We start from the raw sequence: 11690 nt of genomic DNA on the forward strand, positions 1-11690 counted from the left end.
ACCAGGTGATGGCACCGCAAAGTGATGGTCTGTCGGGGGTGACGGCGCAGGCGCTCGTCGGGGCGAAGGCCTGACAGAGGGTGCAGCCGTAGAAGACGTCCACCTCTTCGTCGTGGAGACCCTTGGCGCGCTCGTCCCTTGCGCCGTAAGCGGCATGAGCCTCTTCAAGACCCTTGGCGACGGCCGCTGGGTCGGTGAGGATGGTGACCTCCATCTTCTCGATGAAAGGCATCTCGGCCTTGTAGAGGTTCATGACGTTCTTGAATATCTGCTCAAAGGAGGTAACTCCCGCTTTCTTGAGGTCGAGGCCCGCCCTCATCCAGATGGCGTCCCTCTGGTTTAAGTGCATCCAGCCGTGGATGTAGGATAGGAGAGCGTGGTTACGCCTCTCGATGATCGACTCGAGATCCTTCTCAATCAGCTCGCCTGCGACCTTGAAGACCATCCCAAAGGGGATCGTCTTACCCTCTTCCATCTCGCTGATGTCGGGACCGACTACCGTGACCTTGCCGTCCTGTACATCGTCCATCGTTCCTGCGACGGAGAGCTCGAAGGCGTCCGCCTTGGGACCGCCCATCTCAACCCAGATGTCGCCTTTCCTGATCCGCTCCCCCTCGTACATGGGGGACATGTCCAGTTCGATTTCTTCTGCCATTTCTACAACTCCGTTTTTCTAAAAAGGAAAAAATAAATTCTACTTCGCCATCGCTGCGATTACCTCGTCCACCGCCTCGTGGTACTGGTCGGGGTTGAAGGCGAGGTTTCCGAAGGTCATGTCGGCGTTGACGTGGTAGTACCGGTCGATGGAGACCCTCTTGATATCCCTGTTGAAGTTCTTCAGCGTCGAGAACATGGCGCTGGCGAACTTGTAGAAGATACCCGTGAAGATCACCACGTCGTACTGACCTTTGCCGTCGAGCCCCTGCCAGTCCTTGAACCGGAGGTAGCTCGTCAGGGGATGTAGCCCGATCATGGTGACGTTCTCTGTGTAGCCCCTCTCGATGAACCCCTTGATGGAATGGGCGGTGGCCGCTATCGGCACACCCATCTTTCCGATCTCGATCGCTTTATCGAACATCACGGGGTCCTCGAAGAGCTCGGCCCCGACGACGAGGAGGGGCCTCTTCGCCTTCTTGAGGATGGCTCCGATGACCTTGGTGTTGTAGGCCTTCGCCATCTCGGGCCCCGGGATCTGGGCCATCTCAAAGGGAACAGCGTTCTTGGTGGTGTCTACTGCCATTTCTATCGCCTCCTCACTTCTTCGTCCTGATCTTCCTCTCGATGTTCGTCGGGTCGAAGCTTACGTCCATCTTCCTTATGGGGCCGCTCAAGATAGCCTTCCTCTTCCAGTCGATCCCCCAGCCGTGCTTGGCCTCCAGCTCCTTCATCATATCCTCCTTCCACTTGAGGGGGAGGTCTGAGGCGTGGCGGACGTAGACGTGCCAGTCTGGAGGCATACAGCCGAAGTACTTCATGCTGATGTCGCAGTAGTGGGTCAGCTTGATCATCCTCCCCTGGCTGTTGTCGCTGGGCCGGATGCAGAGCTTCGCCATCATCAGCATCGCCTCTTCCTTCGTCTCGGCGATGTAGAGCATGTGCTCGGGTGCGGGCTCGCAGTAGACCCGCGAGCCATCTCTGGCGTCGATGATCTCCCAGTCCTCCTTCTTGTCGGTCCTGCCGACGTAAGACCTCCTGTACATGACGCTGTGGGGCTGGACGACTACGGGGACTCCCATCCGGTTGATGCCGGTGGCGATGGCCGCTGCCTTCTGAGAGTAGGCTCCCCAGGCGATGCCGCAGGCGCCGATCTTGCTGAGGGTGTAATCTGACATGTCATCGAAGTTCGCCCTCTCGTTCCTCCCGGCAAAGATGGTGGCTACCTTGATGGTGGCGCCGCTGATGTGAGCGTTGGCGACGCAGCTACCCATGTTACAGATGTTGCGACCGTCGAAGCCTCCGGGGTACTGCTCCCAGATCGTCTTTCCTTCCTCGTCGGTGTAGAGGGACATGTCCATGGCCATGCAGCCGGACGCCGCCACGATGAAGCCCCTGTCGACGAACTCCTTTGCGATGTCGTAGGCCTCTTTGGTTCCGTTGGGATAGTTGCTGCATCCTACGATCCCGATGACACCGGGGATCGTCCCCAGGACGATGGGAGCGCCTACACGCCTGATCTCCGTGTCCTTGACGGGACCTCTGCCGGCCCTTATCTTGAACTTCTGGTCTCTGATGTACTCCTTGTTGGCCAAGGCGTAGAGGCTGAGGATCGGTATATCCTGGGGACATGCCTGCTCGCACCTTCTGCAGCCGACGCAGATCTCGTAGGTGCTGCTCAAGGGCTCTAGGTTCCCTTCGGCGGCGGCCCGGACGACGTCACCGATCTTGATGTGGGGGGGACAGACGAACTGGCAGGAGTGGCAGTAGGTGCAGGACTCGGCGTACTTCTTGAAATCCTCCTCCGATAGGAAGGGGTCCGCCTCTCTGATCTCGGCCCGCTTCGGCTTGACGGCAATGGCGGTCTTCACAGCCACCTCCCCAGCCTTGGCGGGGTCGAGGACGGCTACCCCCGGCATCCTGAAGCTCACCAGGTCGTCGACGATCTCGTCGACGGGATCGTTGGTCCTGTCGGGGAAGCCCATCATGATCTTCTCGCTGGAGGCGATCATCGGGATCTTGAGCTTGGAGCACTCGTTGACGGCGTCGGTCCAGACGCACTGCTCGTCGACCATGACGCAGTCCATGACGTCTGCCCGGACCATCTTCCTCCACCAGCCTATGGCTCCGGCGATCTTCGCCTTGGTCCCTATGTCCTTGTACTTCTCGCTGATCTCCTTGGGATACCCGAGACCCTCACCGATCCTGATGTTGTCGTGGGCGGTGCAGCATACGCCACCGATGTCAACCTTCTCCCAGAGTTTGTTGTCCTCAGTGTAGAACATAGCCTCAGAGGAGGCCGCGAGGTTGTGGCCGTAGGTGATCAGGATCGCCTTGTTCTTGTCGAGGGTTCCCACGCCGCACTCGACGAGGGGTGCGTTCTCGTCTCCCCGGGGCATGTCGTAGGCCATGATCTGAATCAGGTCTGAGACCTCCATCCCCAGGTGGTCTAGCATGCCGGCGTGAAGCGCCTTCGATTCGAAGTCACGGTAGTCGGCCTCCATACCGGTGTGGGTGGAGGCGAGAAGCTGGGATACCTCCTCTTCGAAGTAGCTGAGGACGGGGCCGAAGTCCTTGAGGGTCTTGGGCTTGATCCCGGCGATCGTCCTTGTTATGGGGGCGTCCACCAGGATCTCGTCGCCCATGTTGACGGGTAGGTCCCCGAACTTCTCAAGACACCAGTGGTAGAGGTGTCGGCCATGGGCGCAGTGGGCGGTGGCCCCCATCAGGCAGGCGAGCAGTACTATTCTACCATTTTGGGCGGCCTGATCTATGCCGCAGGCTCCCCTCTTGTCGCCGGTAAGGTCGCAGGGGCCGTAGGTACAGAGGGTACACCGATCGCTGATCGGAGAGTACATGATCTTGTACCTCTGGAATATCTTATAGTCCCAGTCCCGGAGAGTGGCGATCTTCGGATAGGGGAAGGGGCCCATGGGCTGGTCCCACTCCTCCACCTCCTTCACTATCGCGCCGATGTTGATCTGGACATTTTGCATGTCCTCAACGGCAAAGCTGCCTTCCATCTTATCCATGCTTGACCACCTTCTATACTCTGGTTTGCTGGGTAGTCACCTGTAGGACATAAAACCCTTTCGGATTAGAAACTAATATAATGAAAATATTATTGTTTAGCTTATTGATTAGAACACATATACATTTAAGTTTGTGAAATCGTGATGGCGATTTAATGTTAAAAATTACGGGTTATGTTTTGATGGAAGGATATCCAACCAAATTGATAAAAATCCACCCAGGTTGAGATCAGTCCGCCAGGTTGAAATGCGTTAAGGCTGGAGAGGGGGGCGATCATAGATGAAGATCAAAGAGAGCTTCGCAGGTGCCGAGGCCTGCCACCACGGCGGGAGGATAAGGTCGATGGCCACAAGCCTCGAAATCCGCCAGGAGGAACTCCTGGACTATAGCGCCAACATAAACCCCCTGGGCCACCCTCCCCTCGACGACCTGATAGCGCGGGAGATGAAGAGGATAGGCCATTATCCGGATAACGACTATATCGAGTTCAGGGAGGCTTGCGCAAAGTTCGTGGGGGTCGGAGCGAAGAACGTCGTTCCGGGGAACGGCTCCTCGGAGCTGATGAGGCTCTTCGCCGAGGCGATCGTCGAGCCGGGGGACGAAGTGGTTATCACTGAGCCGACATTCGGCGAGTACGCGGCCCAGTCCCGCCTCTTCGGAGCGGAGATCGTCCCCGTCCAGAGGGGGATCGATGGGCCGATAGATCCGAAGGATTTTCTACCCGACCCCCTCCTGGACAGGGCGAAGGCGGTCTTCATCTGTAACCCCAACAACCCCACAGGGATCCTCCTGCCAAGATCGATGATCGCGGATCTGGCCAAAAGGTGCGAGAGGGCTGAGACCTTCCTATTCGTAGACGAGGCGTTCATAGAGCTCTCAGACCCCTCCGAGACGGTGGCGGATATGGCCCCCGGGATGGAGCACCTATTTGTGGCGAGGTCCCTCACCAAGTCCTTCGGGGTTCCGGGGATGAGGCTTGGCTTCGGGGTCGCTGGAGACCGCCTCGCCGAGGTGATGAACAGGACTCGCCTTCCCTGGAGCATAAGCTCCCTCGCCTCGGCGGCGGGAGCCCACCTCCTATCCCGGGGCGACCACCTCGTTCGGAGCAGAAAGGTGATAAAAGAGGAGCTGGCGTGGTTGACAGGGGAGCTTCTCCGCCTCGGACTAGATCCCGTAGAAAGCTCCGTCAACTTCATCCTGGTGGGGGTGGCAAGAACCGGCCTTCCATCCTGGCAGCTCGTCGAGAGGATGGAGAAGGAGAAGGTCCTCGTCCGGGACTGCCGGTCCTTCGGCCTGGGGGAGGGTTACGTCCGGGTGGCGGTGAGGGAAAGAGAGGAGAACGAGAGGTTTGTTTCGGCTCTGGAGAAGGTGCTGGGATGGAGAGGCTGAGCTGCGATCGTTACCCGTGCCACTTTCCTGATCAGGACTGTACCTTCTGCTTCTGCCCCTTCTACCCCTGCACCGACGAGAGGACCGGAGGGCGGATGGTAGACGGAGAATGGTCATGTGACCTCTGCGTCCTCCTTCACGACCCCGATGTGGCGGCGAGGGTGATGGAGGAGCTGATCAGGGGAGAGGACCTCGAAGAGATCTGGATCGAGTTGGAGGAGAGGCTATGATCCACCAACGCTCCGTGATCCCGTCGGAGATGAAGGGGAGAGATGAAAGGTGCGCCCATGATCCCTCAGATCCCTGAAGGTCTTGCGATATCCGGACCGCTGATCGTCCTCGCCCTGGCGGTGGCGATGGACCTCGCCTTTGGGGAACCGCCGACGAGGGTCCATCCCGTCGTCCTCATGGGGAGGATGATAGGAGGCCTCAAGAGGCGGGCGAGGCCGGCGAAGGGGATGGGCCTCCTGATCGCCCTCTTCGTCATCCTCGTAGCGGCGGCTTGCGGCCATCTTCTGATAGCGGCAGCAGACCGCGTAGAAATATTGGGCGTCGGCCTCGGCCTCTTCGTGGCGGCGTACCTCCTCAAGTCGACGATCGCCATAAGGTGCCTGCTGGAGACGTCCAGGGATATCGGAAGGCTCGTAGAAAAGGACCTCGACGGAGCGAAAGATCTTCTCCCGGCCCTGGTGAGCAGAGACCCCGACGGCCTTACAGCGACCCAGGCGACGTCGGCGGTGATCGAGTCCCTCTCCGAGAACTACGTCGACGCCGTCGTATCGCCCCTATTCTACTACATCCTCTTCTCGCCGTTCGGCCTGGGGGTGGAGGCAGCCCTCGCCTTCAAGGCGACCAACACCCTGGACAGCATGCTGGGCTATCGGACCGAGGAGCTCCGGGAGCTGGGCTGGGCCTCGGCGAAGATCGACGACCTCGCCAACTGGGGACCCGCCAGGCTGAGCCTTCCGATGATTGCGGCGGCCCGGCCCCGGCGGGCGGGGGAGGCTGCGAGGGCCGCCCTCCGGGACTCCGGAAATACCCCGAGCCCCAACTCCGGATGGCCCATGGCGGCAGCGGCGGGGTCCCTGGGGATAAGGCTCGAGAAGCCGGGGGTCTACGTCGTCGGCGACGGGGGAAGGGACCCAACGACGAAAGACCTCAAGCCCGCCCTCCGGCTGGTGGCGACGGCGATAGGGATCGCCGTGGCGGCATCGGCCCTGATCCTTATTTTCGTCGGCTGACCGGAACCTGGTCGATCGATGCCGTCGGGGGGGAAGGGCGCCATCCCCGGCCCAAGATTCCTGGGTCCTCCATCCCATCCCATCCCCTCACCTCCCGGATCTCCGGCCTCCTCACTCATCAGATGGCTCTTCTGGCAACTCTTCTAATGGCCCGTCGGATCACTCTTCGCAGGTATCTTCTTCGCCGCACTCCTCGCAGCTGACGAGGCCGCAGGCGTCGGTCTGCCCCTTGATGACGACGAAGCCCCTCCCCCTCTCGTCGTCGACGAAGTCGATGACGGCGACCCGGAGCTCCTCATAATCGCTGGGGTTGATGTAGACCTGGACGTCGTTGCTCTCAAAGACCAGGTCCTTCTCGTTGAAGGGGCCCAGGCCCAGGGCGAACCTGGGAAGCTCGCCTGGGGGGCTCGTCTTGAAGAGCTTGACTACTTTGCCCTCCTCCGCCCTCATGAGGAGCTTCTCCGCCGCAGCATCTGTGATCTCGATCATCTTCTTCACCCGAGGAGGGGTCGACCCGAGAGATGATAAAGATATGCGATCCGGCCGAAGAATACGACAAAATATTTATCAGGGCCGAAGGACCACAAAGCCAGTGATGGAGAAGATGGGCGATCTTTTGGAGATGCTCCGGCGTTTTTATACCCTGGGGTCGACGAAGGAGGCGGCGGAGGAGGTCTTCGGCTCCGGGGTGAAGGAGGTTCTGATCAGAGAGGAGCGGCCTGACGTCGACCAGGTGATCATCGCCTTCCACGACGGCATCATCATCGATGCGAGGCACATCCTCAGCCAGGAGGGGGTCGTCCTCTTCGGCGAGGAGTGGGAGTTCCGGATGAAGCTCGCCACCGACCTCACCTCCACCATCGCCTACAACGTCTTCTACTCCCGGTACATCCACGGGAAGGGGTATCTGAGAAACGACATCGGCTACGTGGAGAACAAGCTGTTGCGCAAGATGCTGGAGGACTTCTACATCCCCCGGCAGCGGTCGATATTCAAGCCGATCATCCTGGAGTTCAAGGGGCTCTTCGACTACGACTTCTTCGGCATCGAGGTCGACCGGGACCACGCCGAGGTATATTACTCCACCGTCCGCCAGGGGCGCGAGGAGGCGGAGGCCCAGATCGAGGAGGTCGTCGGCCGTCTCCACTACCTGAGCGATATGATGAAGGACGAGAAGATCCGGAAGGACCTGAAGGCCCTGGACGAGGATCTGTGCAAGGTTCTCTCGATCCTGTGCCCGACGGGGTGAGATTAGGGATACAGCCGGACATGAAGATATTGTTTTTATTGCAGGTATCGTCGCTTGCAGGATGGCCGCGATCATTTAGCTGTTAGCAGACAAACGCTTGAACTTAATAATGTAACAACTATAAATTATTTTAGCAGTAATGACATTAAACGATAGTACGCCAGAGTCTTAATAAAAGGTTTACTATGAAATTTATATCATCTTTCTCATTGCGGATCTTATCTATTGTAATGTTCGTATCAATAGAATGAGCAGCAGCATTACCTGTTTTTTTATATTTTCGCATTTTAGCTATTGTATCTGCATCGAGACCGGATGTGATTGTCTTAAAATCATTTAATTTTAATTCAAAATTATCTAATAAAACTGAAAAGTCGTTAAATCTATTTTTATGTATATTAAAATATAATTCTATTTCCCTTGTGCCGTATTTTTTACGTAAAATCTCGATAAGGAGATTCTCCAATAATTTTCGTATCAATATGTATAAGGATGTTGGAAATTTATAATTGTAAAGAGCATTAATTTCATCAATCAATTTTTTGTAGAATTCATCCTCAATTAACTCGATCGAAAGCAAATTCTGTACATCTATTTCAGTATCTGTTACGGGTGATATCCATTGAGTAACATCAAAACGGGCTGCGTCATCCTCAGTAAGTTTTAACTTCTGACGAGTAGTGCCTGACGCATCTTTTGTTTTTTCAATTTCAATCATGCTCGATCAGTGTCAGACATTACGCCTAGTTCTTTCTCTCCTACATAGATCTCATGACCCGCTAACTCTTCGTAATTCCTTAAATGTTTCTGAAGCCAAATGCTTAGTTGTTTTGCAGCAGCATATGGCATGACTACTGTTGACTTAACAATGCGTTTTTCATACATGTTTCCATTTTCGTCTTTTTCAGGTTTAATATCATAAAAAGACATCCTAAAATCATATGGCCCAAATGGTCCCCCTTGAGTACCTACAACGTATGATTCTACATAATCAGGGTGTTTTTCGATTTTTACATCTTTTTCTGTAATTACTTTCTCTTTCCCCGTATTTTCATCAACCATTACTATTGGCATATAAATCTCCCAATCTATTTAAAGAACGATCGAACTATAAATAGTTTAGCTTAACGGCACACCTTCAATCCGGCGCCACCTCGCCCCCCCTCTCCGAATGATGCCGCCACCCTTCTTGCCCCGCCCCCCGACGCCGCCGGGGGCGATCGGCCCCCACGTTTCTTGATGATGAGATCATTTCAGCGACGATCTTCCGAGGCCGAAAGGTGGACATACCAAAAGATATGGTGTGCATTATTGATCGGGCGGATCGGGTGGTTTGGTCATGGACAAAAGCGATCTTCTCAGGGAGAAGAGGACGGAGATACTCCAGACGGCGGCCGAACACGGGGCGTACAACGTCAGAATCTTCGGATCGGTGGCTCGGGGCGAGGCGGACGAATCAAGCGACCTGGACTTCCTCGTCGACATGGAACCTGGTGGCAGCCTCCTCGACCTTGGCTGCCTTCTGATGGACCTTCGGGACCTTCTGGGCTGCCCCGTGGACGTAGTGACCGAGAGAGGGCTTCGAAAGCGGATCAGGGACCAGGTTTTAAAAGAAGCCGTGGCGCTATGAGGGATGATAGGAGACGGCTTTTGGACATCGCCGAGGCGATAGAGCGAATCGAGAAGTACGCCTCGAAAGGGCGGGAGACCTTTGAAGACGATGAGCTGATCCAGAACTGGATTCTTCATCACCTTCAGGTCATCGGAGAGGCTGCTCGTGCCATCTCAGATGAACTCAAAGACGAGCATGGATCAGATGCCATGGCTGCAGATCGTGGGGATGCGCCACATTTTGGTCCACCGCTACTTCGAGGTGGATCCTGATCTTATCTGGTCCGTCGTTGAGGACGACGTGCCAGTGCTGAAGCAACAGATCGAGCTGATTTTAAAAGATCCCGAAGAGGAAACTCCCTGAAAATTATCCAATATTTTTTAGCGGCCTGTGCCTTTTTTCGCCGCCCGCCACCCCGCCCTGCGAACGGTCCCGCCTCTGGGGTTCAGAAAGCCGGAGGGGGTTCAGAAGGTGCGGATAAGACGCTGATAAGGCGGCGGATAAATACTTATCATCTCCAGCCCCCATTACGCCGCCGATATGCGGGCTTGGAGGGCGGCCTTTCTATCCGCCCTCGAAAGATATCGAGAAGTATTCGGAGGATTGTATATATGAAACCATCATCTCGAATGGCTCTCCCCCTGCTCCTGGCGGCCGTGGTCGGGTCTGTCTTTCTTTCGGCTGGCGAGGAGACGGGGACTTGGGAGCTAAAGAAGGGGGAGCTCCTCTTCATCGACGACTTTTCGACCTCCAAGGTAGGAGGCTCCTGGGGATGCTCCTCGGATGAGAACTACAGCTACAGCTACCAGGACGGGATGTACGTCATAAACGTCGTCACCGCCGACTCATGGAGGAGGGTCCAATCCGGAAAGTCCTTCGGCGACTCCATAGTGGAGGTGGAGGCAAGCACCATCGCCGGCTCCGACGACAACGTCTACGGCCTCATGACCGGCTGGATGGACTGGTCCAACTACTACCTCTTCCTGATATCCGCAGACGGTTACTACAGGTTCCTCAAGAGGGAGGGGGGATCTTGGACCCGAAACGACCCCTGGACGAAGTCCGACGCCATCAACCTGGGAAAGACGACGAACCTCATCCAGGTTAAACGAGATGGAGAAACGCTATCCTTCTTCGCCAACGGAATCCATCTCGCCAACTACGCCGACGAAACTTTCCCCGAAGGGAATGTGGGGCTGATGGCCGGGACGACCGCCTGCGGCGGGGGGAACGTCACCATCGGCTTTGACAACTTCTCCGTCTGGAAGATAGAAGGGGCCTTAGAGGAGGCCTGAGCCCCGCCGACTGGGGAGGGATGGAGGGACCGGACCGTCGAAGACCTGCGGCCCGCCGGCGCCCCTCGCCACGAAGCCTTTTTATATCTTCTCCCCCTATGCCGCCCGGGCGCGAGAGTGGAAGGGCGGCTGCCGCTGGCGAACCCTTCGCCGGTGTGGAAAGTCCCCCCACCTCTGGACACGCAGACACCTTTTCGGGTGTAGGGCGAGAGCTCTGGCTCTGGCACAGAAACGATACTGCACCGCTCAAATGCCATGATGCCGAAAGGCTGAGGTCGGGCGGGAGGCAGATGAAACGGCGAACCCCTGCGGGTGCAAGCCAAAATAAGGGCGATCGATGGAGTCCAGCCAACGCCCGGGTATGGCGCTTAGCCGAATGCCGCCAATGCCGAAAGGCACCAACAGAAGGGGGCTTACTCTCCAGACTCGCGCCCTTAAACCTCACAGCCCCGTCATCTCCGGATGCTTCATCTCATGCGCGGATCCGACCGGCGTCCGCTCTCAATAGCGCTCCTCGCAAGGAGCCTCGCCACCCTGAGGGGCTCGGGGACCCTGCCGTCCAGGGTGAAAGAGTTGAGAAGCCCCTTCGTCTCCTCGGCGGTGACCCCCAGGCACCTGACGTAGACGACGAACCCCGTCTTCAGCCTCAAGGCCTCCCGGGGCCCGAGCTCCCTGTATAGATCAAGCTTAGCTTCCGGCTCGGAGAAGTACTCTCTGATGTATCCATCCAGCCCCTCCGACTCCTGGTATGTGAGGCTCACCACAGGGACGTCCGTCGCCCTGTGGACCGTTTCGAGGTCGACGATGTTGAACCAGCTGATCACCGACCCGTTCAGGAGGACGGCGTTGATGTCACGCCTATCAAGCCCCCTGAATATCTCCAGCACTCCCTCGGTGGCATCGTCTCCGCCGACGGATATCTGAGCGAAACCGAAACCGTCGACCCTCAGATCCTTTCGCATCACCACGCCCGCGAGACAGGATGCCGGCTCCGACTTCCTGAAGCTCTCGGCGATCCCCAGGACGCGAACCCCCTTCTTGTTGACGTGGAGCTTCATGAGGGTGACTACTCCCCGCCCTGAAGGGCGGAGCTTCTAGCTTTTGGCAGAGACTGTAGTCCCAGTCTCAGAATGTTTATCGCCGCATTCTCGTCACGGTCCATGACCAGCCCGCATTGAGGACATCCATGGACCCGATCCGATAGCGACTTCGGCACT

Annotated in this window: 13 protein-coding genes, 1 other RNA gene and 2 pseudogenes; 8 read left to right on the forward strand and 8 right to left on the reverse strand. The window is 57.0% G+C overall.

The window, feature by feature from the left end; translation table 11 throughout:
* The 3 genes and pseudogenes from P0O24_RS11620 to cdhA form a co-directional block, all read right to left on the reverse strand.
* Positions 1–655, reverse strand: a pseudogene (locus P0O24_RS11620) (CO dehydrogenase/CO-methylating acetyl-CoA synthase complex subunit beta); the annotation flags it as partial.
* Between the two features lie 39 nt (positions 656–694).
* Positions 695–1240: a CO dehydrogenase/acetyl-CoA synthase complex subunit epsilon gene (cdhB, locus tag P0O24_RS11625; RefSeq protein WP_316969924.1), complete on the reverse strand. Its 546-nt coding sequence runs from the start codon at positions 1238–1240 to the stop codon at positions 695–697.
* 13 nt (positions 1241–1253) lie between these two features.
* Positions 1254–3686: a CO dehydrogenase/acetyl-CoA synthase complex subunit alpha gene (gene cdhA, locus P0O24_RS11630; protein ID WP_316969925.1), complete on the reverse strand. Its 2433-nt coding sequence runs from the start codon at positions 3684–3686 to the stop codon at positions 1254–1256.
* 280 nt (positions 3687–3966) lie between these two features.
* On the opposite strand from cdhA, the gene cobD reads away from it, so the two are divergent.
* Genes cobD through P0O24_RS11645 form a run of 3 tightly spaced genes read left to right on the forward strand, consistent with a single transcriptional unit; the run spans position 3967 to position 6317 of the window.
* On the forward strand, positions 3967–5076 hold the full coding sequence (cobD, locus tag P0O24_RS11635; protein WP_316969926.1) for a threonine-phosphate decarboxylase CobD: 1110 nt from the start codon (positions 3967–3969) through the stop codon (positions 5074–5076).
* The gene (locus P0O24_RS11640) at positions 5064–5306 is read left to right on the forward strand and encodes a cysteine-rich small domain-containing protein (protein WP_316969927.1); all 243 of its coding nucleotides are present in this window, start codon (positions 5064–5066) and stop codon (positions 5304–5306) included. Before cobD ends, P0O24_RS11640 begins: the two co-directional genes overlap by 13 nt.
* Positions 5307–5348: 42 nt before the next feature.
* Positions 5349–6317, forward strand: coding sequence for a cobalamin biosynthesis protein (locus P0O24_RS11645; RefSeq protein ID WP_316969928.1), 969 nt, complete (start codon positions 5349–5351; stop codon positions 6315–6317).
* Between the two features lie 159 nt (positions 6318–6476).
* On the opposite strand, the gene P0O24_RS11650 is transcribed toward P0O24_RS11645, so the two are convergent.
* Entirely contained in the window at positions 6477–6815 is a 339-nt protein-coding gene (locus tag P0O24_RS11650) for a HesB/IscA family protein (protein WP_316969929.1), read from the reverse strand.
* A gap of 97 nt (positions 6816–6912) precedes the next feature.
* Here P0O24_RS11650 and P0O24_RS11655 point away from each other — a divergent pair, with 97 nt between their 5' ends.
* Positions 6913–7566, forward strand: coding sequence for a hypothetical protein (locus P0O24_RS11655; RefSeq protein WP_316969930.1), 654 nt, complete (start codon positions 6913–6915; stop codon positions 7564–7566).
* A gap of 145 nt (positions 7567–7711) precedes the next feature.
* Here the strand turns inward: P0O24_RS11655 and P0O24_RS11660 are convergent, their stop codons facing one another.
* Both P0O24_RS11660 and P0O24_RS11665 read right to left on the reverse strand, forming a co-directional pair.
* On the reverse strand, positions 7712–8284 hold the full coding sequence (locus tag P0O24_RS11660) for a hypothetical protein (protein ID WP_316969931.1): 573 nt from the start codon (positions 8282–8284) through the stop codon (positions 7712–7714).
* A complete protein-coding gene (locus P0O24_RS11665) occupies positions 8281–8640 on the reverse strand; it encodes a DUF3467 domain-containing protein (RefSeq protein ID WP_316969932.1) in 360 nt (119 codons plus the stop codon). The genes P0O24_RS11660 and P0O24_RS11665 overlap by 4 nt, the downstream gene beginning before the upstream one ends.
* Positions 8641–8905: 265 nt before the next feature.
* Between P0O24_RS11665 and P0O24_RS11670 the strand changes: the two genes are divergently transcribed.
* From P0O24_RS11670 to rnpB, 4 genes and pseudogenes are all read left to right on the forward strand, one after another.
* Positions 8906–9196, forward strand: coding sequence for a nucleotidyltransferase family protein (locus tag P0O24_RS11670; RefSeq protein WP_316969933.1), 291 nt, complete (start codon positions 8906–8908; stop codon positions 9194–9196).
* A pseudogene (locus P0O24_RS11675) lies at positions 9193–9541 on the forward strand (HepT-like ribonuclease domain-containing protein). The gene P0O24_RS11670 and the pseudogene P0O24_RS11675 overlap by 4 nt, the downstream one beginning before the upstream one ends.
* Before the next feature lie 266 nt (positions 9542–9807).
* Positions 9808–10473: a hypothetical protein gene (locus P0O24_RS11680; RefSeq protein ID WP_316969934.1), complete on the forward strand. Its 666-nt coding sequence runs from the start codon at positions 9808–9810 to the stop codon at positions 10471–10473.
* Positions 10474–10586: 113 nt separating this feature from the next.
* Positions 10587–10901, forward strand: an RNA gene (gene rnpB / locus P0O24_RS11685) — RNase P RNA component.
* A gap of 39 nt (positions 10902–10940) precedes the next feature.
* Here the strand turns inward: rnpB and P0O24_RS11690 are convergent.
* Positions 10941–11531 carry an endonuclease dU gene (locus tag P0O24_RS11690; protein ID WP_316969935.1) on the reverse strand — a complete coding sequence of 197 codons (591 nt, stop codon included), beginning with the start codon at positions 11529–11531 and terminating at the stop codon, positions 10941–10943.
* 8 nt (positions 11532–11539) lie between these two features.
* Positions 11540–11690, reverse strand: a 151-nt coding sequence (locus tag P0O24_RS11695) for a zinc ribbon domain-containing protein (RefSeq protein ID WP_316969936.1), incomplete at its 5' end; no start/stop codon positions are given.

The organism is Candidatus Methanocrinis alkalitolerans (assembly GCF_029167205.1).
Classification (GTDB): Archaea; Halobacteriota; Methanosarcinia; order Methanotrichales; family Methanotrichaceae; genus Methanocrinis; species Methanocrinis alkalitolerans.